General features: G+C 67.3%; 20 protein-coding genes. 16 read left to right on the top strand and 4 right to left on the bottom strand.

What is annotated here, in order from left to right; genetic code table 11:
• Positions 1-10: 10 nt before the first annotated feature.
• The 3 genes from C2I19_RS05345 to C2I19_RS05335 form a co-directional block, all read right to left on the bottom strand.
• A complete protein-coding gene (locus tag C2I19_RS05345; protein WP_103901675.1) occupies positions 11-928 on the bottom strand; it encodes a LysR family transcriptional regulator in 918 nt (305 codons plus the stop codon).
• A 202-nt stretch (positions 929-1,130) separates the two neighbouring features.
• A complete protein-coding gene (locus C2I19_RS05340) occupies positions 1,131-2,618 on the bottom strand; it encodes a class I adenylate-forming enzyme family protein (RefSeq protein WP_103901674.1) in 1,488 nt (495 codons plus the stop codon).
• A gap of 44 nt (positions 2,619-2,662) precedes the next feature.
• The gene (locus tag C2I19_RS05335; RefSeq protein WP_103901673.1) at positions 2,663-4,063 is read right to left on the bottom strand and encodes an aminotransferase class I/II-fold pyridoxal phosphate-dependent enzyme; all 1,401 of its coding nucleotides are present in this window, start codon (positions 4,061-4,063) and stop codon (positions 2,663-2,665) included.
• A gap of 439 nt (positions 4,064-4,502) precedes the next feature.
• Here C2I19_RS05335 and C2I19_RS05330 point away from each other — a divergent pair, with 439 nt between their 5' ends.
• From C2I19_RS05330 to C2I19_RS05260, 15 genes are all read left to right on the top strand, one after another.
• A complete protein-coding gene (locus C2I19_RS05330; RefSeq protein WP_103901672.1) occupies positions 4,503-5,480 on the top strand; it encodes a DMT family transporter in 978 nt (325 codons plus the stop codon).
• Positions 5,481-5,735: 255 nt separating this feature from the next.
• Positions 5,736-6,170: a MauE/DoxX family redox-associated membrane protein gene (locus tag C2I19_RS05325; protein WP_103901671.1), complete on the top strand. Its 435-nt coding sequence runs from the start codon at positions 5,736-5,738 to the stop codon at positions 6,168-6,170.
• Positions 6,171-6,203: 33 nt separating this feature from the next.
• Entirely contained in the window at positions 6,204-7,946 is a 1,743-nt protein-coding gene (locus C2I19_RS05320; protein ID WP_103901670.1) for a class I adenylate-forming enzyme family protein, read from the top strand.
• Between the two features lie 10 nt (positions 7,947-7,956).
• Positions 7,957-8,922: a 1,2-phenylacetyl-CoA epoxidase subunit PaaA gene (gene paaA, locus C2I19_RS05315; RefSeq protein WP_103901669.1), complete on the top strand. Its 966-nt coding sequence runs from the start codon at positions 7,957-7,959 to the stop codon at positions 8,920-8,922.
• Positions 8,915-9,196: a 1,2-phenylacetyl-CoA epoxidase subunit PaaB gene (gene paaB / locus C2I19_RS05310; RefSeq protein WP_103901668.1), complete on the top strand. Its 282-nt coding sequence runs from the start codon at positions 8,915-8,917 to the stop codon at positions 9,194-9,196. Before paaA ends, paaB begins: the two co-directional genes overlap by 8 nt.
• Positions 9,193-9,963 (top strand): 1,2-phenylacetyl-CoA epoxidase subunit PaaC, encoded by a 771-nt coding sequence (paaC, locus tag C2I19_RS05305; protein ID WP_233201107.1) that lies wholly within the window; start codon positions 9,193-9,195, stop codon positions 9,961-9,963. Before paaB ends, paaC begins: the two co-directional genes overlap by 4 nt.
• Positions 9,960-10,487 carry a 1,2-phenylacetyl-CoA epoxidase subunit PaaD gene (gene paaD, locus C2I19_RS05300; RefSeq protein WP_199181080.1) on the top strand — a complete coding sequence of 176 codons (528 nt, stop codon included), beginning with the start codon at positions 9,960-9,962 and terminating at the stop codon, positions 10,485-10,487. Before paaC ends, paaD begins: the two co-directional genes overlap by 4 nt.
• 21 nt (positions 10,488-10,508) lie before the next feature.
• Entirely contained in the window at positions 10,509-11,570 is a 1,062-nt protein-coding gene (locus C2I19_RS05295) for a 2Fe-2S iron-sulfur cluster-binding protein (protein ID WP_103901666.1), read from the top strand.
• Between the two features lie 36 nt (positions 11,571-11,606).
• The gene (locus C2I19_RS05290) at positions 11,607-12,788 is read left to right on the top strand and encodes an MFS transporter (protein WP_103901665.1); all 1,182 of its coding nucleotides are present in this window, start codon (positions 11,607-11,609) and stop codon (positions 12,786-12,788) included.
• A 75-nt stretch (positions 12,789-12,863) separates the two neighbouring features.
• Entirely contained in the window at positions 12,864-14,066 is a 1,203-nt protein-coding gene (locus tag C2I19_RS05285; RefSeq protein WP_103901664.1) for an iron-containing redox enzyme family protein, read from the top strand.
• Positions 14,067-14,144: 78 nt separating this feature from the next.
• Complete coding sequence (locus C2I19_RS22235) at positions 14,145-16,883, top strand: 3-deoxy-7-phosphoheptulonate synthase (RefSeq protein ID WP_199181079.1); 2,739 nt, start codon at positions 14,145-14,147, stop codon at positions 16,881-16,883.
• Positions 16,877-18,394 carry an anthranilate synthase component I family protein gene (locus C2I19_RS05275; RefSeq protein WP_103901663.1) on the top strand — a complete coding sequence of 506 codons (1,518 nt, stop codon included), beginning with the start codon at positions 16,877-16,879 and terminating at the stop codon, positions 18,392-18,394. The genes C2I19_RS22235 and C2I19_RS05275 overlap by 7 nt, the downstream gene beginning before the upstream one ends.
• A complete protein-coding gene (locus C2I19_RS05270) occupies positions 18,385-18,987 on the top strand; it encodes an anthranilate synthase component II (RefSeq protein ID WP_103901662.1) in 603 nt (200 codons plus the stop codon). Before C2I19_RS05275 ends, C2I19_RS05270 begins: the two co-directional genes overlap by 10 nt.
• Positions 18,988-19,059: 72 nt before the next feature.
• Complete coding sequence (locus C2I19_RS05265) at positions 19,060-19,494, top strand: acyl-CoA thioesterase (RefSeq protein WP_103901661.1); 435 nt, start codon at positions 19,060-19,062, stop codon at positions 19,492-19,494.
• The gene (locus tag C2I19_RS05260) at positions 19,491-19,886 is read left to right on the top strand and encodes a RidA family protein (protein WP_103901660.1); all 396 of its coding nucleotides are present in this window, start codon (positions 19,491-19,493) and stop codon (positions 19,884-19,886) included. Before C2I19_RS05265 ends, C2I19_RS05260 begins: the two co-directional genes overlap by 4 nt.
• A 13-nt stretch (positions 19,887-19,899) precedes the next feature.
• Here the strand turns inward: C2I19_RS05260 and pdxR are convergent, their stop codons facing one another.
• Positions 19,900-21,348, bottom strand: coding sequence for a MocR-like pyridoxine biosynthesis transcription factor PdxR (gene pdxR, locus C2I19_RS05255; protein WP_103901659.1), 1,449 nt, complete (start codon positions 21,346-21,348; stop codon positions 19,900-19,902).
• A 200-nt stretch (positions 21,349-21,548) separates the two neighbouring features.
• Here pdxR and C2I19_RS05250 point away from each other — a divergent pair, with 200 nt between their 5' ends.
• Positions 21,549-21,977: a DUF721 domain-containing protein gene (locus tag C2I19_RS05250; protein ID WP_103901658.1), complete on the top strand. Its 429-nt coding sequence runs from the start codon at positions 21,549-21,551 to the stop codon at positions 21,975-21,977.
• Positions 21,978-21,982 lie beyond the last annotated feature (5 nt).

Below are 21,982 nucleotides of genomic sequence, written 5' to 3'. Positions count from 1 at the left end.
CGCCAAACGCTCACGACGCCATGCGCAGCAGCGCCTGCTCCTCCTCGTCCGGCAGGTCCCAGACCTCGCGCACGCTTTCGCACATCGCCTGCACGATGGGGTTATGCGCCTCGGACTGCAAGTAGATGAAGTTCAGCATGCTGCGCTCCTGCCCTTTCGGCCAAATCACCACGTCCTGCTTCGCCTCGGCGTCCAGCGCCATATCCTCGCGCATCAGCGCCAGGCCCAGGCCGGACGACACCAGCTGACGCAGCGTGCCCTCCTGGTCCACCGCCACGATGCAGCGCGGCGTCTCGCCGTGGCGGGCGAACAGATTGGCCGTCAGCCGCTGGAACGAGCACTTGGCCGGCATGCCTATCCACGGCAGCTGCGAGACCACGTCCCACTCCGCGCCGAGCACGCGGTCGCGCCAGGCATACGGCGCCACCACGCGCAGCGTGATCGGATGCACCGGAATGGACACGATGCGCGGATTATCGATCTGGCCTATCACATAGCCGCCGTGCAGCTTGCCTTCCAACAGCTGCTCCTCCACCACGCCGGAGATGCACTGGTTCAGTTTCAAAGACAGATTGGGATGGCACTCCATCAAATTGGACAGCAACGCGCTCAGCCGCAGCATCACCGGTTCGGAAATGGTGCCGATGCGGCACTCGCCGCTCAAGCCGTCGCGGAAGCTCTGCGCCCGCGAAAACACGCTCTTGGCCGCCGCCAGCGCGCGCAGCGCGTCCTGCTTCAAGGCCTGGCCCGGCACCGTCAATATCATGCCGCGGGCGGTGCGGTTGAACAGTTGCACGCCGAGCTCGGACTCCAGCGCCTTGATCTGGGCGCTGACCGCCGGCTGGCTCAGGTACAGCAGTTCGGACGCCTTGGTCAGATTGGCCGCCTCGGCGACGGTGACGAAAGTCTTCAATTGGTTCAGATCCATCGTATAGCCTCACTTGATGAGCGCGGCGCGGCTGGGCGGGCGCGGCAGTTTGCGAATGAAAAACAGCGATTGCGCCGGGCCGGACAGCCGGTCCTCGGCAAGATGAGGCGAGTGTAGGCCGCCGCCCCCTCTCGCAAAAGGGACAAAAAATGAAAAGCGGGCCATGACATGCCGCCATGGCCCGCGTCCCCGCGCTACCCCGTCAACCCGCTTCCAACACCCTTTCCAGATCCTTCACCCTCACCTTGCCGCTAGGCGAATACGGTATTTCCGCCAGCGGCCGGCAACCGAACAGCGACACATTCTCGTCGTTGGCCGCCTCGGCGATGCGCTGCCGCAGCCGCTCGCTGTCCTGCCGGTCCGGCCGGATCTTGAACGCGCAGCTCACCGTGTCCTCCTTCTGCAATAGCGCCACGTCCTCGATGCAGGGCAGCTCGCGCAAGGCGTTCTCCAGCCGGTACAAGGGCGCCTGATTGGCGCCGCCGCCGGCGCGGTTCAGCAAGTACAGCCGGCCTTCTTCGTCCAGGTAGCCCATATCCGGCGTCACGAAGTAGCGTTCACCGTCCAGCTGCGCGAACTCGCCGCCGCCGCCCAGGTAATCGTCCATGTTCATATAGCTGGCGATGCACACCGTGCCGACCTGGCCGACATCCACGGGCCTGCCGTCCGCTCCCAGCACCGCGATGGTGTTGCCGTCGTAAGCGCGGCCCACGCTGGCCGGATAGGCGGCCAGGTCAGCCGGCTCGGCTATGGTGTTGACGCCGGATTCGGTGGTGCCGTAATACTCGTAGATCACCGGGCCCAGCATCTGCAACGCGCGCTGCTTCTCGATGGCGGTGAAATTGCGGCCGCCCACCAGCACCCAGCGCAGGGCGGGCAGCGCCGCCATGCCGCGCCGCGCCTTGAGCAGGCCGGCCAGCAGCACCGGGCTGAGCACGGTGGCGGTGATGCCGTATTCGCTCATTTGCCAGGACAAGTCGGCGCTGTCGGCGCCATCGCCCAGGTACAACGTGGCGCCCAGGGCCAGGAACAGCCTGGCCCAGCCGTTGCCGGCCGCGTGGTACAGCGGCATGCTGACCAGGAAGCGGTCGCCCGCGCCGAAGCCGTAGCGCTCGGCGAAATACTGGAAGCGGCGCTGATCGAAAGAGCGGCTGCGCAGCACCGCCTTGGGCAGGCCGGAAGTGCCTGAGGTGAAGCCCACGGCGCGGAAAGGACGGGCCGGGTTGTCCCGCAGGCCGTGCTCCTCGTACAGGCTGGCGCCGATGGCGTCGACATAGGCCACGCCCAGCGAGTCCAGGTCGAGCAGGGTGCCGTCGGCCGCCTGGCTGCGGCCTATCACCGGCACGTCGCACTCTATGCCCAGGCGCTTGGAGGAAATCAGCACGAAGTCAGCGTCTATGCGCTCGGCCATGGCCTGCACCGTGGCGAACGGCAGGGTATAGTCCAGCCCCACCGCCGGAATGCCCAGCGAGGAGAAGGCGGCCAGCCACGGAATCAGGTCCAGCCGGTTGTCGGCCACGTAGCAGGCCTGGCTGGGCAGCTCGCCGCCGCGGCGCGCCTGCAGATAGGCGACGCGGTGCATGGTCTGAATGTGCAGATCCTGCCAGCTCAGCGACTTGTCGCCGGCGATGATGGCCGGGCGGGTCGGATGGATGCGGCGGAAGGCGTCGATTTGTTTCAGCGAGATCATGGTGGGCTCCTAAATAGAATTTGGCTTGGCTATGGGGTTCACGTTCAGATTTCAAGCAGGGCGATGCCGGTCTTGCGTATGGTTTCCATCTTGCGGTGGATCTCGTCGGTGATGACGTCGCCGGGCACCAAGAGCGGCACGCCGGGCGGATACGGGATCACGAAGCGGTCGGCCAGCACTTGCTTCACCGACTCTCCCACCTGGCGCCGCTGCAGGGCGGCCAGGCCTTCGAGCATGGCGTCCACCGCTTCGGGCAGGACGCCGATGTGGAAATTCAGCAGCACGGTGCGGCGGGTGATGCGGTTCAGATAGACGCCGTGTTCGCGGAACAGATAGGCCTGCACCTCGGCGGCCGGCAGGCCCAGGCCTTCAATGTCGATCGACACCTTGCACGGGTCCTGGTGCACGTAGTCCTGCATGCCGTCCATCGCCGGCATCGGGCAGACGCGGTAGCACGACCAGTCCATGCCGTTTTGCAGCTTTTCCTTGAATGCTTGCGCCAGCGCCAGGGCCTGGCGCGCCCGCTCTCGCCCCTCCACCGCCATCTGCGCCTGCGCCAGGTCCAGCGAGGCCAGGATCGGGTAGCTGGGAGAGGTGCTGTGGACGCGGAACTTGGCGACATTCAGCCGCTCGCGCAGCGACTCTGGTCCGCGGAAGTGGATCATGGAGGCCTGGCGCAGCGTGCTCAGCGACTTGTGCGAGGACTGGGTGCATACCACTTCCAGCTCCGGATAACGGGCGCGCAGTTCGCCGACATTCATCGCAGTCAGGGGCTGCAGCTCGGGATGGAAGTAGTTGGCGGCGCCCCAGGCTTCGTCCACCAGGAATTTGCGGGTGCGCACGCCGGCCGCCAGCAAGGCGCCGATGATGCGCGGCACGTCGTAGATCACGCCCTCGTAGGACTGGGCGGTCAGCACGATCATTTCATACGGCGCGTCCGCCTGTTCGGCGCGGCGCGTCTGTTCCAGCAGCGATTCGATATTCCAGGCGCTGCGCTCGCTGACCGGGCACTCAAACTCCGCGGTCAGATAGTCGACGCGGGCGCCCAGGCCGTGCAGCACGAAGTGGATGGACTGGTGGCAGCTCTTGTCCATCAGCACCGGACCCTGGCGCTGGTACAGCGCGGTGGCGGCGATCTGGTTGCTGGTGGTGGTGCCGGTGGTGACATACACCGTGCCGTCCGCGCCGAAAGTTTGCGCGGCCAAGTCTTCCGACTGGCGGATCGCCGCCTTGGGGAAGAAGAAGCTGTCGAACAGCTTGCCGGTGGTGGTCAGTTCGCTGCCCAGCACCGTGTCCCCCAGCAGGCTGCAGTACTTGTCCGCCAGCGGGCTGCCCTGGGTGGAATGGCCATTGAAAATGGGCAGCGCGTGGAAAGAATGGCGTATCGTTTCTCGAATCGACAACAGCGCGTCAGCGATCGGCGTGGAATAAACTTGCTTCAACATGACTCTTCTCCGTCAGGAATAAAAACTCAGATTTAAACTGCAGAATTCATTCGACCGATCCGGCGTCGAACTGTTGGAATGCAATGTAGCCGAGCACGTGCAATTCCATCCATTCGCATTTTGCGAAGGCAGGGATCACCCAAACAGATGGCAAAAGCAAGCCATTGAAAACAAAGGATATTTTTACAGCAAAATCTATAACACTCCCGAAAATCAGCATGAAAAAAGGCGGGAAATCAGCACGACACGCTGATTTCCCGCCTAATAAAATCAATTATGGATAATATCTACCCCATTCACTCTTTAATATATAAAAACCAGCCTTCAGCCAAATTGATGGCTGCCTTCCAAAAATGCGAATGGACGCGAGGATAGGTGGAAATTAAAGTTCAGTCCGTACCTGACGCAAACTTTCAAAACCACCCTGGAGTGATTGATCATGCAAACCCGCCAATACCTGACCGGCATACTCTGCTGCCTCGCCGCCACCATATCCTGGGGCGCCATGTTCCCCGTCATGACCGACGCGCTGCGCCACATGGACCCGTTCACCTTCACTGCTCTGCGCTACAGCATCGCCGGCCTCGCCTTCGTCGTCCTGCTGCTGTTCCGCGAAGGTCCGCAAGCGCTGTCGCTGAAGGGCGAGCGCTGGGGCCTGGCCTGGCTGTTCGGCTCCGCCGGTTTCGCCGGCTTCGGCTTCCTGGTGTTCCTGGGCCAGAAACTGGCCGGCCCCAGCGGCGCGCTGACCGCCTCCATCATGATGGCCACCATGCCCATGCTGGGACTGTTCGTGATCTGGGCCCTGCGCAAGGTGCGGCCGCCCCTGTTCTCCTTCGGCTTCATCCTGATGTCGTTCTGCGGCGTCGTGCTGGTGATCACCAAGGGTGACTTCCACGCTGTGACTTCCGAGCCGTCCAACTTCGTGGCCAACATTCCGCTGATCCTGGGCGCGCTGTGCTGGGTGTTCTACACCGTGGGCGCTTCCTACTTCCCGAAATGGAGCCCGTACCGCTACACCACCATGACCACGTTGCTGGGCCTGACCACCGTGTTCGCCGTGACCATCGCCCTGATCCTGGCCGGCGCCATCCCGCAACCGACCCTGGCCGCCACCGTAGCCGTCGCCCCGCACCTGCTGTACATGGCCCTGATCGCCGGCCTGATGGGCGTGCTGTGCTGGAACATCGGCAACAAGATTCTGACCCCGCTGAACGGCGTGCTGTTCATGGACATCGTGCCGATCACCGCCTTCACCCTGTCGACCATCGCCGGCGTCGTGCCGGAAAACATGCAAGTTGCCGGCGCCAGCCTGACCGCCGTGTCCCTGCTGCTGAACAACCTGTATCAACGCCGCGCCCAGAAAAAAGCCGCCGCAGTGGCCGTCAAGCCGGCCCTGGCCCCCGCCGCCGGACGCTGAGTTTTCCCCTCTATCCCTTGTCCTCCCCTGTTCGGACCCGGCCTGCCGGGTCCGTTTTTTTGTCCGCTCTCCCTTCCGGCAATTTGACCAGGCCATTGACCCTGTCCTTAAGGGCATGGCCTGGCTTGTCATGGTCGATCAGCCAATTCTTGCCCCTTAAGCACGCCGCCCCCCACCGCTACATTTAGCTCGCCAACGACACGCAGGCCGCGACGACGACCTGCCCGCCGTTCAAACCAACCGAGAGAGGCCGACATGCAACAACAAAATTCCTGGAAGTCCGTCCTGCTGTTCGCCCGCTTCGCGCTGGCCGCCGCCTTCCTGTCCGCCGTGGCAGACCGCCTGGGCCTGTGGGGCAAGATGGGCGACCTGGGCGTGTCCTGGGGAAACATGGACAACTTCTATCGCCACGTCGCCAAGCTGTCGCCGTGGGCGCCCGCCCCGCTGATCCCCGCCCTGGCCTGGCTGGTCGACATCCTGGAAGCCGTGCTCGGCGTCTTCCTGCTGCTGGGCGTCCAGCTGCGCCGCACCGCCTGGGCCAGCGCCGCCCTGCTGCTGCTCTTCGCCATCAGCATGGCCGCCTTCCAGAGCTTGAAGCTGTCCCTGAATTTCAGCGTGCTGACCTGCAGCGCCTGCGCCTTCCTGGTCTACCTGGCCAGCCAGCCGCAAGCCGACGCCAAGCGCGCCTGACCCCCTACTTTCTATCGCGAGAAAGCACGAGACATGAACCCGACCACCCGCAAACAAGCCTGGGACGCGCTGTTCGCCGATCCCGAACTCGGCGCCGGCAACTTCCTGTTCAAGGCGCTGGAAGCCTACGGCCCGCTGGATGAAGACTTCCTGTTCCTGGAGCAGCCCTATGTCGGCCCCAGCGGCCGCGCCCACCAGGCCTATTCGCTGGCCAGCCTGCGCCAACAGACAGCCGAGCTGGCCGGCTGGTACCGCCGCCAGGGCATGGCCGCCGGCCGCCACGTCTGCCTCTATCTGGGCGACGGCATCCCGTCCTTCCTGCACTTCCTGGCCCTGGGCAGCCTGGGCTGCGTGCCGGTGCTGATCAATGGCCATCTGCGCGCCGACATCGCCGCGCTGTACGCCCGCCGCAACCGCTTCGACGTCTTCGTCTACGACAAGGAAACCGACGCGCGCTGGGACCTGGCCGGCGAACTGCATGGCCTGACCGCGCTCGACGCCGGCTTCGCCGAAGGCGCGCCGGTGGACATCGCGCCGCTGCCGACGGAAGGCTGGCCGGCCGCGCGCCGCGACGAAGACATCATCATGGTGTGCCACAGCTCCGGCACCACCGGCATCCCCAAGGCCGTGCTGTTCGGCCACGCCCAGTTCTTCAACGGCAAGCGCGAGCGCCTGCGCAGCTTCGTCGAACAGGACGGCGACAAGTTGGCCACCGCCATGCCGCCCACCCATGCCGCCGGCATCAGCTACCTGATGACCGCCACCATGCTGCAGCTGCCGACGCTGGCGCTGCACACCCAGACCGGCTCGGCCGCGGCCAATCTGATCGCCAGCTTCCAGCCCAGCATCGTCACCGCCTTCTCGCAAAGCTATGCCTCCTTCGCCGAGCAAGACTTGCCGGACAGCTACTTTGGCAGCGTGCGCCGCTTCTACAACACCGGCGACACCGCGCACGAGGCCCACATCCGCCAGTTGCTGCGCCTGGCGCCGGAAGCCCGCTTCACCGATATGTTCGGCGCGTCGGAACTGGGCATGTCGCAATTCTTCAAGGTGTCCAGCAAGGGCGACGTCGCCAGCAAGCGCACCGTGGGCCACGCCGCCGGCTATGCCCGCTGCGACATCCTGTCGCCGCTTGGCGCGTTGCTGCCTGATGGCGAGCCCGGTTATTTCGGCGTGCGCTCGCCCACGGTGACGCCGGGCTACTACGGCCAGCCGCACCTGACCACGCTGACTTCGCTGAACGGCTACTGGCTGACCGGCGATGTCGGCCTGCGCCTGGGCAACGGCGAATTCGTCCACCTGGACCGCATCGTCGACACCGTGCCCAGCAACTTGGGCGTGCCCGCCTACACCCTGCTGCTGGAAGAGCATCTGCTGACCCTGCCCGGCGTGTTCGACGTCAGCGTGGTCGGCGTGTCGCGCGGCCCCACCCGCGAGGAAGCCGTGCTGATCCTGGTGAAGCCAAGCCGAGGCGCCGAACTCGACGCCGCCGCCGTGCTGCGCCACGCGCAAGACTGCTACCCCTTCCAGGGCCGCGGCGCGCTGCCCGACTACACCGTCTGCGCCGCCCTGCTGGCCGAAGACGGCGCGCTGCCCGCCGGCTCCACCGGCAAGGTGCTCAAGCGCCTGATCCGCGATCAGTTCTGGGCCTGGCAACGCGACTATGACGACGGCGACCGCGCGCATCTGGCCGAGCTGCTGTGGAACCAGCATCTGATCGAGCAGCCCGCCGCCGCCGCCGCGCCGCTGGGCCTGCTGGACTACCTGCGCGGATAAGGAGCCGAAAATGAACCAGGACATCGCCACGCTGGAAGCCGGCTTCCAGCAAAGAATCGACCGCGGCGACAAGATCGAGCCGCAGGACTGGATGCCGGAGGGCTACCGCAACACGCTGCTGCGGCAGATGTCCCAGCATGCCCATTCCGAATACGTGGGCATGCTGCCGGAAGGTTTCTGGCTGACCCGCGCGCCCAGCCTGCACCGCAAGTGCGTGCTGCTGGCCAAGATCCAGGACGAGGCGGGCCATTCTCAATACCTGTACAGCGCGCTGGAGAGCCTGGGCGTGGATCGCGACGGGATCTATCAGCAACTGCTCAGCGGCCAGGCCAAGTATCTGAACATTTTCAACTACCCGGCGCTGACCTGGGCCGACGTCGGCATGATCGGCTGGCTGACCGACGGCGCCGCCATCGTCAACCAGGTGCCGCTGTCCCGCAGCTCCTACGGCCCCTACGCCCGCGCCATGGTCCGCATCTGCCAAGAAGAAAGCTTCCACCATCGCCAGGGCTTCGACCTGGTGCGCAAGCTGGTGGAAGGCACGCCGGAACAGCGGCAGATGGCGCAGGACGCGCTGAACCGCTGGTGGTGGCCGACGGTGATGGTGTTCGGCCCGCCGGACGAGGATTCGCCGCACTCGCGGCGATCCATGCAGTGGGGCATCAAGCTCTATTCCAACGACACCCTGCGCCAGAAATTCGTCGACCAGACCGTGCCGCAGATCCACCACCTGGGCCTGACCGTGCCGGACCCGGACCTGCGCCTCAACGAAGAGACCGGCCACTACGAAATCGGCCGCATCGACTGGGACGAATTCAGCCGGGTGATCCAGGGCGGCGGCCAGTGCAACCGCCACCGCGTAGGCAGCCGCCGCCGCGCCTGGGAACAAGGCGCCTGGGTGCGCGAAGCCGCCGCCTGCCACGCCAGCAAACAGGCCGCCCGCCAGGCCGGCCGCCAAGGAGAACGCCATGAATGAATGGAAATCGTGGGAAGTCTTCGTGCGCAGCCAAAACGGCGTCGCCCACCGCCACATCGGCAGCGTCCAGGCCAGCGACGCCTGCATGGCGCTGCAGCACGCGCGCGACGTCTACACCCGCCGAGACGACTTCGTCAGCTTGTGGCTGGTGGCGTCGGACAACCTGATCAGCAGCGCCGGCCAGGACAAGGCCGCGTGGTTCGAGAACGCCCGCGGCAAGGGCTTCCGCCACGCCACCTACTACCCGGTTCCCGAGGGAGTGCAACACCTGTGAACGCCGTGACCGAACACAATCCGCAACTGGCGGACTACCTGCTGCGGCTGGGCGACAGCGCGCTGATTCTGTCGCAAAGGCTGTGCGCCTGGTGCGGCCACGCGCCGACGCTGGAGGAAGACCTGGCGCTGAGCAATGTGGCGCTGGACCTGCTGGGCCAGGCCCGGCTGTGGCTGGACTATGCCGGCGCCAAGCTGTCGCCGCGCCAAAGCGAAGACGATCTGGCCTACCGCCGCGACGCCCAGGGCTTCCGCAACGTGCTGCTGACGGAGCAGCCCAACGGCAACTTCGCCGACACCCAGCTGCGCCAGTTCCTGTTCGACAGCTGGCACTGCCTGGTGCTGCGCGAACTGTCCGACTCCGCCGACAGCCAGGTCGCCGCCATCGCGGCCAAGGCGCTCAAGGAAGCGAGCTACCACCTGCGCCGCAGCAGCGAATGGGTAGTGCGGCTGGGCGATGGCAGCGCCCGCAGCCACCGCTACGCCCAGAACGCGCTGAACCACTGCTGGGACTACGTGGGCGAGCTGTTCGAGATGGACGCGCTGGAACAAAAAATGCTGGGCCTGGGCATAGGCTGCGACCTCGCCGCGCTGCATCCGGAATGGCTGAACTATGTGCAGGAAGTGCTGACCGCCGCCACGCTGAAGCTGCCGCTGAAGCCGTCCGGCCTGTGCGGCGGCAAGCGCGGCCGGCACGGCGAAGCGCTGGTGGGGCTGCTGATGGAAATGCAGCACCTGACCCGCATCCACCCGGGAGCGGAATGGTGACGCGCATACACGGCTTCGAAGTCCGGCCCGGCACCGAGCGCATCTGGGAATGGCTGGCCGGCATCCCCGACCCGGAAATGCCCTACATCTCCATCGTCGACCTGGGCATCGTCCGCGACGTGCGCTGGCATCACGACGCGCTGAACGTGGTGGTGACGCCGACCTACAGCGGCTGCCCGGCCCGCCAGCAGATCGAGCAGAACATCGTCAATACCCTGCTGGACCGCGGCGTCGACCCGATCCGGCTGGAGACGAGGCTGCATCCGGCCTGGACCACGGACTGGATCAGCGCCGAAGGCAAGTCCCGCATGCGCGCCGCCGGCGTGGCGCCGCCGCTGTCCGCGCCGCAAGGCTGGCAGACGCTGCGCTTCCGGCCGCGCGAGGACGCGGCGCCGCGCCCGGACTGCCCGCACTGCGGCTCCGGACGCACCCGGCTGCACAACGAATTCGCCGGCACCACCTGCAAGGCGCTGTACCTGTGCGACGCCTGCAGCAACCCGTTCGAACACTTCAAGAGCATCTGAGGCCAGGAAAAGGAAACGATCATGTCGCAGTTCTACCCGCTGAAGCTGTCCGGCCTGCGCCGCGACACCGCCGACAGCCTGGTGCTGACGCTGGACGTGCCGCATGAGCACCGCGCCCGCTTCGCCCATCGCGCCGGCCAGCATCTGACGTTGCGCATCCTGGTGGACGGCGAGGAAGTGCGCCGCAGCTACTCGCTGTGCAACGCGGCCGGCGACGCGCCGCTGCAACTGGCGATCAAGAAAATCGCCGGCGGCCGCTTCTCCGAATGGGCGCACCGCCAGTTGAGCGAAGGCGACACGCTGGACGCGATGGCGCCCATGGGCAGCTTCGGCCTGCCGGCGGAGCCGCAGGCGCGCCGCCACTACGCGGCCTTCGCCGCCGGCAGCGGCATCACGCCCATCCTGTCGATACTGGAAACCGCGCTGCGCGACGAGCCGCTGAGCCGCTTCACCCTGATCTATTGCAACCGCGACCTGGCCTCGACGCAGTTCCGCGAACGGCTGTGCGAACTGAAAGACCGCTACCTGGCCCGCCTGTCCGTGCTCTATCTGTTCAGCAACGAACCGCAGGACGTCGAGTTGTTCAGCGGCCGCCTGGACCAGGCCCGCTGCGCGGCCCTGCTGCAAAGCTGCCTGCCGGCGTCGACGATAGACCACGCTTATCTGTGCGGCCCGGCCGGCATGATGGACGCCGCCGCCGCCGCCCTGCTGGAAGCGGGCCTGCCGGCCGAACGCATCCGCAGCGAGCGCTTCGCCGCGGCCCAATCGGCCGCCGCGCCGCGCCGCGCCGCCGCCTCGTCCGGCGAAGGCGTTGAGCTGACCGTGCAGCTGGACGGCGCGCGCCGCCGCCTGACGCTGCCGGCCAGCGACGACACGCTGCTGGACGGCATGCTGAAAGCCGGGCTGGCGCCGCGCTACTCATGCAAAGCCGGCGTCTGCGCCACCTGCCGCTGCAAGGTGCTGGCCGGCGAAGTGGACATGGAGGCGCCGCACGCGCTGGATCCGGCCGAAGTGGCCGCCGGCTATGTGCTCAGTTGCCGCAGCCGCGCCCGCAGTCCTCGCCTGGAGCTGGCGTTCGACTGACAAAACCGTTCCCCACCCACCATTAGGAACCCCAAAATGAAACCCGAAACCCCGCTTTCGCGCTGGGTGCTGGCCCTCTATTGCCTGGCAACCGGCTTTTCCGTCGCCGCGGTGGTCTACCACCAGTCGATGACCCAACTGATCGCCGCCTCGTTCCGCCTGCCGGCGGACGCGCTGTGGGGCCTGTCCGTCGCCACCCAGTTCGGCTACGGCGCCGGCCTGATTCTCGGCCTGCCGCTGGGCGACACCCAGTCGCCGCGCCGCCTGATCCCGGGCTCGCTGCTCGCCCTCGGCCTGGTCCTGCTGCTGATCGCCGTCGCGCCGTCGCTGCCGGCGGTGATCGCCCTGTGCACGCTGGCCGGCCTGCTGTCTATAGGTGGCCAGCTGCTGATCGCTTACTGCGCCAAAACCTGCGCCCCGTCCGAGCGCCCCGCGGTGATCGGATGCCTGCTGTCCTCGCTGTTCGCCGGCCTGCTGCTGGCCCGCGTGCTGGCGGGCTGGGGCGGCGAGCACATAGGCTGGCGCGGCGTCTACCTGACCGTGGGCGCGCTGACCGCGCTGCTGGGCCTGGCCATCCACCGCCACATCCGCGCGCTGCCGCCGTCCGCCCAGATCGGCTACGGCCAGATGCTCGGCCAGCAAGGCCGCCTGTGGCTGGCCCAACCGGAACTGCGCCGCTTCGCGCTGATCGCCGCCTGCTTCTTCGCCGCCTCCAACGGCATCTGGGCCAATCTGGGCTCGCTGACCCACTCCACCCTACACTGGAACGCCGGGCAGACCGGCCTGCTGGCCTTCACCTCGCTGGTCGCCCTGCGCTCGCCGATGCTGGCCAACTGGCTGCAGCAACGGATGCGCTGGCAAGTCGCGGTGGTGCTGCTGGGCGTCGCCGTGGCGGCGGTCTCGCTGGCCGGCATCGCCGTCGGCTCCTGGCTGCCGATGATAGTCGCCTTCCTGATCGTCTCCGACGTCGGCGTGCGCTCGGTGCAGGCGCTGACCCAGAGCCGCGTGCTGGCCATAGATCCGCCGGCCGCCTCCCGTCTCAACAGCCTGTACATGACGGTCTTCTTCTTCGGCGCCGCGCTCGGCTCCTGGCTGGGCGGCATCGCCGTCCACCACCTGGGCTGGACCGGCATGTACCTGTTCCCGCTGATCTGCGCGCTGGCCGGACTCGGACTGCTCGGACTGCCCGGCGAATCGCGCCGGCTGGCCCGGGCCTGACAAGGCCGCGACACCTTCGATTCACGCTAGGCAATACCCCAACCTCAACTTGGCAATACATTCTGGAGAAACGAAATGACCGCAATCGCAACGAAAAGCAGCAAGACCCCGCTGGTAGCCGGCATGAGCCTGATCTGGGCCGACTGGCTGGAAGAGCAGGATCTGAGCCGCCTGGTGCAGCACCCGCTGCTGCAAGCCCTGGAGCGCGACGAAGCCAGCCTGTCCACGCTGAAGACCCTGCTGCTGCAGCACAGCCACTACTCCCGCCACTTCACCCGCTACCTGTGCGCGCTGATGGGCCAGCTGGACCAGGCCGACGACGTGCTGGCGCTGATGGAGAACATGCGCGAGGAAATGGGCGTGGACGGCGAGAACCGCATCACCCACGCCGAGATGTTCCAGCGCACCCTGCGCGTGCTGGGCATCGCCCCGGCCGACGAAGCCCCGCTGCCGGCCACCCTGGCCATGGTGGACACCATGATGGGCCATTGCCAGAACCGCGACGCGCTGGCCGGCCTGGCCGCGATGTGCCTGGGCGCAGAAGCCATCGTGCCGCTGATCTACCGCCCCATCCTGCAGGCGCTGAAGCGCTTCGGCTACGGCGAAGACGCCACCGAGTTCTTCAGCCTGCACATCGAGGAAGACGAAGACCACGCGCTGACCATGCTGGCCATCATGCAGCGCCTGACCCAGGACGACGACTCGCGCCGCGCCATGGCCGCCCAGGTGGGCCGCGAGCTGATCGAGCGCCGCGTCGCCATGTTCGACGCCATCTGGCAGCAATGCCAGGCCGCCGCCGCCGCGACGGCTCAAGCCGGCGACGGCCGCTTCAGCTCCGCCGACTTCTGGCGCGTGCCCAGCCGCCTGCGCGCCCAGGTGCCGGCCAAGCTCAGCCACAGCCAGGTGATGCAGGCCAGCCACGGCGGCGACGCCAGCTTCTCCTCCGAACGCAAGCACAAGGTCCACATCGTGGATCTGCCGAGCAACACCATCAGCATGACCATAGGCCGGCTGGACGCGGCGGAAGGCACCCGCCTGCACCGCCACAACTACGAAACCATGATCTACGTGATGCAGGGCGAAGGCTACTCGCGCATCGGCGAACGCACAGTGCCCTGGCGCGCCGGCGACGCCATCTACGTGCCCGTCTGGGCCGAACACCAGCACGTCAACACCGGCGGCGGCGAATGCGTGTACCTGGCCTGCGAAAACGCCCCGCTGCTGCAGAACCTGGGCGGCATCGCCTTGCGCGAGGAACTGGGCGCGCCGAGCGCCTGACGCCTCCGCGTCCGCCGCGGCAGGCTGGCGGCGGGCGCGGTCCTCTTTAAGACAGCAGACCTGACAGAGATCAAGACCATGCTGACACACACTCAAACCTGGACGCCGGACAGCTGGCAAACCAGGCAGCAAGCCCAAATGCCCGACTATCGCGACGACGCGGCGGCCGACGCCGTGCTGTCCCGCCTCTCCGCCTACCCCGCTCTGGTGAGCGTGGAGGAAATCCGCCAACTGCGCGCGCAACTGGCCTGCGTGGCCCAGGGCCGCGGCTTCGTGATCCAGGCCGGCGATTGCGCCGAGCGCTTCGACGGCCTGCGGCCGGAGGCGCTGTCCCGCCACTACCAGCTGCTGCGCCGCATGGCCCTGCGGCTGCAGCACGGCACCGGCCTGCCGGTGCTGCGCATAGGCCGCATCGCCGGCCAGTACGCCAAGCCGCGCAGCCAGCCGCACGAAACCCGCGGCGAGCAGAGCCTGCCCAGCTACCGCGGCGACATCATCAACGACAACGACTTCCACCCGGAAGCGCGCCGCCATGACCCGGCGCGCATGGAGCATGCCTATTTCCACGCCGCCGCCAGCCTGAACTTCCTGCGCAGCCTGGACCGCGCCCAGCAGGACAATGTGCCCGGCCACTATTACGCCAGCCACGAAGCGCTGCTGCTGCCCTATGAACAGGCCGCCCTGCTGCGCGGCGACGACGGCCACTGGTACGGCGGCTCCGGCCACTTCCTGTGGATAGGCGAGCGCACCCGCCAGCTGGACAGCGCCCACGTCGAATTCCTGCGCGGCGTGCAGAACCCCATCGGCGTCAAGGTGGGCCCCAATATGCAGCCGGAAGAGCTGTTGGGCTTGCTTGACACGCTGGACCCCGGCAATCAGCCCGGCCGCCTGACCCTGATCACGCGGATGGGCGCCAAATCCATCCACAAGCTGCCGGCCCTGCTGGCCGCGGTGCGCGACGCCGGCCGCCAGCCGCTATGGCTGTGCGACCCAATGCACGGCAATGGCATCACCACGCCCGGCGGCGTCAAGACCCGCCGCTACGACGACATCGAAGCCGAGATCCAGGGCTTCCTGGACGCGCACCGCCAGTGCGGCACCCATGCCGGCGGCGTGCACCTGGAGCTCAGCGGCGAGGACGTGACCGAATGCCTGGGCGGCCCCATGGAGCTGGACGAAGATGATCTGGGCCAGGCCTACCTCAGCGCCTGCGACCCGCGGCTCAACCCCGAACAGGCCATCGCGCTGGCCGAGCGGCTGATCGAGTCGCTGCGCCGGCCAGCCGCCGTCCAGCCGGAAACGGTGAATCTGGCCGAGCGGCTGATCGCCCGCCGCCGCGACAGCGACCGGCCCAGCTTCCAGGGCCCGGGCTTCCAGCTCAGCTACCGCCAGCTGGACCGCGCGGTGCGCCGCCAGGCCGCCTGGATGGAGCGCGCCGGCGCCAAGGCGGGCGACCGCGTGCTGATCGCGCTGGACGACGGCCCGGAGCTGGCCGTGACCTTCTTCGCCGCCCTGGCCGTGGGCGCGCTGCCGGTCGCGGTCAATCCGCGGCTGGACGCGGCGGCCATCGCCCATCTGCTCGCCGACGCCCGCCCCGCGCTGTGCTTCGCCCACACGGCCCAGGCCGCGCTGTGGCCGGCCGCGCCGGGACTGCAGCTGCTGGACGCCGACGCCCACCTGGACTGGCTGGCCGAGGCGCATGCCGACGACGGCTGGAACCGCTTCGCCGCCCAGCCGGCCGAGGCGCCGGTCCTGATCCAGTACACCTCGGGCAGCACCGGCCAGCCCAAGGGCGTGGTGCATAGCGCGCGCTCGGTGCTGGCGGCCTGCGAACACTTCGCCGCCGGCCGGCTGGGCCTCGGCGAAAACGACGTGCTGTACTCGGTGCCCAAGTCCTTCTTCGGCTACGGCATGGGCAACAGCCTGTTCTTCCCGCTCTACCTCGGCGCCAGCGCCGTGCTCGACTCGCAATGGCCGTCCGTGGATCGGGTGCGCGCCATGCTGCGGCAATATCGGCCGACCGCGCTGTTCGCCGTGCCCACGCTGTACCGCATGCTGCTGGACCAAGGGCTGGAGACCGGCGAGCTGTCCGTCCGCCTGGCCTTCTCCGCCGGCGCGCCGCTGCCGCCGGCCACCGCCGCGCGCTGGAAACAGCGCCACGGCTTCGACCTGCACGACGGCATAGGCGCCACCGAGATGTGCCACATCTTCGCCACCAGCTACCCGGACGCGCTGCAGCCGGGCAAGGTGGGACGGATGTTGCCCGGCTGGCAGGCCCGCATCGTCGACGCCGACGGCCAGCCCGTGGCGGACGGCGAGTGCGGCGTGCTGCTGGTGAAATCGCCCAGCATGGCGCTGGGCTACTGGCAACGCCCCGACGACCAGGCGGAGCGCTTCGTCGATGGCTGGTACCGCACCGGCGACCTGTTCAGCCAGGACGCGGACGGCCTGCTGGCCTTCCATGGCCGCGAGGACGACCGCTTCAAGGTTTACGGCCGCTGGGTGGTGCCGGTGGAGATCGAGAATCTGCTGGGCAATCTGCTGCCGGAATTGAGCGAATGCTATCTGGTGGCCGGCCGCGACCTAGACGGCGAAGACCGCCCAGTGCTGTTCGTCCGCGGCCACGCGGCGGAGGAAGACCTGGTCCGCCTGGTCCGCGCCGCTCTGGAAGCCCATCTGGAAAGTTACAAACGCCCGGCCCGCATCGCGGTCCCGGCCGACATCCCTGTCAATCGCAACGGCAAACCGGATCGCCGCGCCCTGTCGCGCCTGGCCGGCCTGCTGCTGCGCAGCCAATCGGAGACGCAAGCATGCTGAGCCAACAAGATTTCCTCGCTTACGGCGAGAACGGTTTCACCCACGTGCCGCTGTGGCAGACCCTGCCGCTGCCGGCCGGCGTGGAAGCGCTGTCGCTGTACCAGGCGCTGGCCAACCGCGGCCAGGACTATTTATTCGAGACCGGCCACTGGCGCGACGGCGCGTTCGAGCAGGCCTATTCGGTGATCGGCCTGCCCTGCGCCGAGCGCGTCGAGCTGGACGAGGGCGCCTTCCGCCACTACCGCGACGGCCACTTGCTGCGCGACGTCGCCTGCGACGATCCGCTGGCGGAGCTGGCCCGCTTCCAGCTGGATTTCCGGGTGCCGCACTTCTCCGCGCTGCCGCCGTTCAGCGGCGGACTGTTCGGCTACTTCGGCTTCGAAACCACGCGCCTGATCGAGCCGCGGCTGCGCCGCATGGCGCGCAAGCCGTCCGGCTTCGACCTGCCGGACGTGCTGCAATGGGTCAGCGCCGATCTGATCGTGCTGGATCATCGCCAGGGCCTGGCCTATTGCATCGTCCATGAAAACCCGGAGGCCGTGGCCAGCTACCACCGCGGCCAGGGTCGGCTGAACCGTCTGGCCGCTCGGCTGCGCCCCTTGCTGGCGCCGGCCGCGCCGCGCGCCGCCCTGCCCCAGGCCGAGGCGATGGAGCCGGACTTCGCCTTCCCCCGCCGGGACTTCGAACAGGCCGTGGCCAAGATCAAGGACTACATCACCGCCGGCGACGTGATGCAAGTAGTGCTGTCGCAGCGCATGAGCCTGCCCTTCGAACAGGACGCCGTCAGCCTGTACCGCTCCCTGTCCGAGCTGGGCCAGACGCCTTACCGCTACCTGCTGAACCTGGGCGAATGCCAGGTGGTGGGCGCCTCGCCGGAAATGCTGTTCCGCCAGGACGAGCAGCTGGTCACCAGCCGCCCCATGGCCGGCACCCGCCGCCGCGGCGGCGAAGCGGCCGAAGACGTCCGCCTGCGCGAAGAGCTGCTGGCCGATCCCAAGGAAATCGCCGAGCACATGATGCTGGTCGACCTGGCGCGCAACGACATCGGCCGCCTGGCCGAAATGGGCAGCGTGCAGGTGGACCAACTGCTGACCGTCGAATACTTCTCGCATGTGATGCACATCGTCTCCACCGTCACCGGCCGCATGCCGGACGAGGTGAGCGGGCTGGACCTGCTCAAGAGCACCTTCCCGGCCGGCACGCTGAGCGGCGCCTCCAAGGTGCGGGCGCTGGAAGTCATCGCCGAACTGGAGCCGCACTCGCGCGGCGTCTACGGCGGCGCCATCGGCTATCTGGACTGGCGCGGCCGCGCCGACCTGGCCATCGTCATCCGCACCGCGCTGCTGCGCGACGCCCGCCTCTATGTGCAGGCCGGCGCCGGCGTGGTGCAGGATTCGCTGGCCGAGCGAGAATGGCAGGAAACCATGGAAAAAAGCCAAATGATGCGGCTGGCCGCCGGCCGGTGCCGGGCCGCCGCGCGCAACGAAAAGGAGGCACTGGCATGCATTTGATGATCGATAACTACGACTCTTTCACCTACAACGTCGTGCAATACCTGGGCATGCTGGGCGCCGACATCATGGTGAAGCGAAACGACGAAACCAGCCTGGAGGAGATAGCCGCGCTGGCGCCGGAATCGCTGATCATCTCGCCTGGACCGTGCTCGCCGGCCGAAGCCGGCATCTCGCTGGCCGCCATCCGCCATTTCGCCGGCCGCCTGCCTATCCTCGGCATCTGCCTGGGCCATCAGAGCATAGCCGCCGCCTTCGGCGGCGAGGTGCGCCGCGCCGGCGAAGTGCTGCACGGCAAGGTTTCCCGCATCCGCCACGACGGCCGCGACCTGTTCGCCAGCCTGCCCGACGGCCTGCAAGTGGCCCGATACCACTCGCTGGTGGCCGGCCGCCTGCCGGACGAGCTGGTCGCCACGGCCCACGCGCTGGACGAAAACGGCGAGCCGGGCGAGATCATGGCGCTGCGCCATCGCGAGCTGCCGATCTACGGCCTGCAGTTCCACCCGGAATCGGTGCTCACCGAACGCGGCCTGGCCATGCTGGCCAATTACCTGCAACTGGCGCGGCAGGAAGCCGCCGCGCTGGCGGCCTGACGATCGCCCCATCCCCCGGCAAGGGGATGGGGCCAATGGCGGCGGACTTCGGTCCGCCCACTGGAGACACCCATGCAAGACCCGCATTTCAGCAAGACTTATCCGATACGCTTTTCGCAATGCGATCCGGCCGGCATCGTCTATTTCCCGCAATACCTAGTCATCAGCAACTGGCTGGTGGAAGACTGGTTCACCGAGGGACTGGGCATTTCCTTCTCCGAGATGATAGGCCCGCGCCAGCTGGGGCTGCCCCTGGTCAAGCTGGGTTGCGAATTCATGGCGCCGTCGCGCCAGGGCGATCCGCTGACCATGGAGCTGCGGGTGAACCGGCTGGGCCGGCGCTCGCTGACGCTGGACATAGAAGGCCATGTGCGCGGCGCCGTGCGCATGCGCAGCCAGCAGGTGATGGTGCAGACCTCGCTGGCCGACGGCGGCTCCGCCGACATGCCGGACGACATCCGCCGCGCGCTGGCCGCGCTGCGCACCGCAGAGGAGGCCGCGGCATGAAGATACTGCAACCGCCGGAATGGGCGCGCCCGCGCGGCTACGCCAACGGCATCGCCGCCCGCGGCACCCTGGTCTTCACTTCAGGTCAATTGGGCTGGGACGCCGAGGAGCGCATCCGCAGCGAACGCTACGCCGATCAGGCGATCCAGGCGCTGAAAAATATCGTGGCCGTGCTGGCCGAGGCCGGCGCCCGCCCAGAGCACCTGGTGCGGCTGACCTGGTACGTCAGCGACCGCGAAGCCTATTTCGCCGACGCGCGCGAAGTGGGCCGCGCCTACAAGGAACTGATAGGCCACTATCCGCCGATGAGCGCCTTCCAGGTCAAGGCGCTCATGGTGGAAGGCGCCAAGGTGCAGATAGAGGCCACCGCCGTCATTCCCGATCTGGTCTGAGCCGGGGGCGGCGTCAGTGCGCCGCCTCCATGCTCAACCGCAGGCCGCGCGCCAGGCTGGCCGCCTGTTCCGGCGTGGCGACGTTGGCGAAGCCCAGCAGCAAGCCTTTGCCGCAATCGTTTTCCATGCTGCGCGCGGACAGGGCGGCCACGCCGAACTGGCGCTCGCGCGCGCGTTGCGCCAGCAGTTGATCGTCTTCCTCGCTCCCCAGCCTGGCCAACAAGTGCAGGCCGCAGGCCGGGGCGCTGAAGTTCATGCGCTGGCCGAACTCATTCAGCAGGCTGTCTATCACCATCTGCCGCCGCTCGGCGTAGGCGGTGCGCATCTTGCGCAGGTGGCGGGTGAAATGCCCTTCCTTGATGAAATCCACCACCACGCCCTGGCTCAGCAGCGGGCAGCCGTCGTTCAAGGTATGGCAGCTCTCGTTGAAGCGGGGCACCAAGCGCTTGGGCACCACCAGATAGGCCAGCCGCAACGCCGGGCTGAGCACCTTGCTGAAGGTGCCGACGTACAGCACATTGTCGCTGGCGCCCAGGCTGGACAGCGAGGGCAGCGGCTGGCCGTCGTAGCGGTATTCGCTGTCGTAATCGTCCTCGATCACGAAGGCGTTGTGGCTTTCCGCCCACGCCAGCAGCTCCATCCGCCGCTTCAGCGACAACGACACGCCTAGCGGGCTCTGATGCGCCGGCGTCACCAGGGCGAAGCGCGCATGCAGGGCCCGCGCCTTGCCCTCCTCCACCCGCATGCCCTCCTCGTCCACCGGCACCGGCACCAGCTGCGCGCCCATTTCCGCCATCAGGTGGCGGGTGGGCGGGAAGCACGGGTCTTCCAGCCACACCTCGTCCATGGGCCGGAGCAAAGTGCGGCCCAGCAGGGTCATCGCGCCGCGGTAACCCGCGGTGATGAACACTTGCTGCGGCGAGCAATCCACCCCGCGCGACAGATGCAGATAGCCGGCGATGGCCTCGCGCAGCGGCTGGAAGCCGGCCGGCGCCGGATAAGTCAGCATCTTGCTCTGCAGCCGCAGCTGGCGGGTATTCAGGCCGGCCCACAGCTTGTGCGGGAACAGGTCCAGCGCCGGCAGGCCCAGTTGATAGGGCAGCGGCTTCTCATGGGTCGCCGCGTCGTAGACCGAATGGTTGGCCGGGCGCGGCGGCGCCTCAGACGCGGACCCCGCCTCCGGCTGCTTCTGCAGCCGCTCCAGGTTCAGATTCGGAGAAACCACGGTGCCGGCCTGGCCGCGCGCCTCGAGATACCCCTCGCCGATCAGCAGATCGTAGGCCACTTCCACGGTATTGCGCGAAATCTGCAATTCGCTCGCCAGCGCCCGCACCGAAGGCACCCGCTGCCCCGGCAGCAGAATGCCCTGGCGGATGGCGCGGATAAAGCGCTGATGCACTTGCCGATACAGGGGTAGCTCGCTGCCGGGCTGTAGGACAGTCGACGAGTAGAAATCATTCATCTTGAATTTATCTGAAAGGTGAATTTGGACAAGTTTTAACCTTGCGTCATATGTCATGCTAACAAGTTTACATACTGTTAATATTGCACACACAACAAAAACCATACTAAATGACAGGCCATTACCGGTCTTTCCGACTACTTGGAGCGCAAGCCCAAGCTGGCTAAAATACTGAATTATCTCGCAGCAGGATCCTCCCCATGTCCGGACGCCCGCTCCACGACATCGCCCGCCAGGATCAGACCCTGGCCCACCTCACCGCCGCGGCCCAAGCGCTGATGGCGCTGGATCGCGCTTTCAAGCGGCTGATTCCGCCCGCCATGGCCGAGGTTTGCCGCGCCGTGCGCATCCGCGACGACGAGCTGGTGATCCACGCAGACAACGGCATCGTGGCCGCGCGCTTGCGCATGACGGCCCCCGGCCTCTTGCCGCAACTGGCCCAAATCGGCTACCCGGCGTCCAAGGTTAAAGTCAAGGTGACGCTGCAACAGGCCCGCCCCAAGAGGGCCAAGTGGCTGGCCATCAGCGAAAACGCGCTGGACGGCATGGAACAGGCGGCCGACAGCATCGGCAACCCCGAGGTCAAGCGCGCGCTGGCGCGGCTGATCGCCCATCATCGCCGCGGCTGAGCCGC

It is taken from the genome of Chromobacterium alticapitis (assembly GCF_002924365.1).
Lineage (GTDB): Bacteria > Pseudomonadota > Gammaproteobacteria > Burkholderiales > Chromobacteriaceae > Chromobacterium > Chromobacterium alticapitis.
This window is presented reverse-complemented; position numbering and strand designations above follow the sequence as displayed.

Excerpts from the sequence above, each read along its gene's own strand:
- C2I19_RS05265 (WP_103901661.1), top strand. The coding sequence starts at position 19,060 with ATGCAAGACCCGCATTTCAGCAAGACTTATCCGATACGCTTTTCGCAA.
- C2I19_RS05260 (WP_103901660.1), top strand. The coding sequence starts at position 19,491 with ATGAAGATACTGCAACCGCCGGAATGGGCGCGCCCGCGCGGCTACGCC.
- C2I19_RS05270 (WP_103901662.1), top strand. The coding sequence starts at position 18,385 with ATGCATTTGATGATCGATAACTACGACTCTTTCACCTACAACGTCGTG.
- C2I19_RS05250 (WP_103901658.1), top strand. The coding sequence starts at position 21,549 with ATGTCCGGACGCCCGCTCCACGACATCGCCCGCCAGGATCAGACCCTG.
- C2I19_RS05330 (WP_103901672.1), top strand. The coding sequence starts at position 4,503 with ATGCAAACCCGCCAATACCTGACCGGCATACTCTGCTGCCTCGCCGCC.
- paaA (WP_103901669.1), top strand. The coding sequence starts at position 7,957 with ATGAACCAGGACATCGCCACGCTGGAAGCCGGCTTCCAGCAAAGAATC.
- C2I19_RS05285 (WP_103901664.1), top strand. The coding sequence starts at position 12,864 with ATGACCGCAATCGCAACGAAAAGCAGCAAGACCCCGCTGGTAGCCGGC.
- C2I19_RS05340 (WP_103901674.1), bottom strand. The coding sequence starts at position 2,618 with ATGATCTCGCTGAAACAAATCGACGCCTTCCGCCGCATCCATCCGACC.
- C2I19_RS05275 (WP_103901663.1), top strand. The coding sequence starts at position 16,877 with ATGCTGAGCCAACAAGATTTCCTCGCTTACGGCGAGAACGGTTTCACC.
- C2I19_RS05335 (WP_103901673.1), bottom strand. The coding sequence starts at position 4,063 with ATGTTGAAGCAAGTTTATTCCACGCCGATCGCTGACGCGCTGTTGTCG.
- C2I19_RS05345 (WP_103901675.1), bottom strand. The coding sequence starts at position 928 with ATGGATCTGAACCAATTGAAGACTTTCGTCACCGTCGCCGAGGCGGCC.
- paaB (WP_103901668.1), top strand. The coding sequence starts at position 8,915 with ATGAATGAATGGAAATCGTGGGAAGTCTTCGTGCGCAGCCAAAACGGC.
- C2I19_RS05290 (WP_103901665.1), top strand. The coding sequence starts at position 11,607 with ATGAAACCCGAAACCCCGCTTTCGCGCTGGGTGCTGGCCCTCTATTGC.
- C2I19_RS05325 (WP_103901671.1), top strand. The coding sequence starts at position 5,736 with ATGCAACAACAAAATTCCTGGAAGTCCGTCCTGCTGTTCGCCCGCTTC.
- C2I19_RS05320 (WP_103901670.1), top strand. The coding sequence starts at position 6,204 with ATGAACCCGACCACCCGCAAACAAGCCTGGGACGCGCTGTTCGCCGAT.
- C2I19_RS05295 (WP_103901666.1), top strand. The coding sequence starts at position 10,509 with ATGTCGCAGTTCTACCCGCTGAAGCTGTCCGGCCTGCGCCGCGACACC.
- pdxR (WP_103901659.1), bottom strand. The coding sequence starts at position 21,348 with ATGAATGATTTCTACTCGTCGACTGTCCTACAGCCCGGCAGCGAGCTA.
- C2I19_RS22235 (WP_199181079.1), top strand. The coding sequence starts at position 14,145 with ATGCTGACACACACTCAAACCTGGACGCCGGACAGCTGGCAAACCAGG.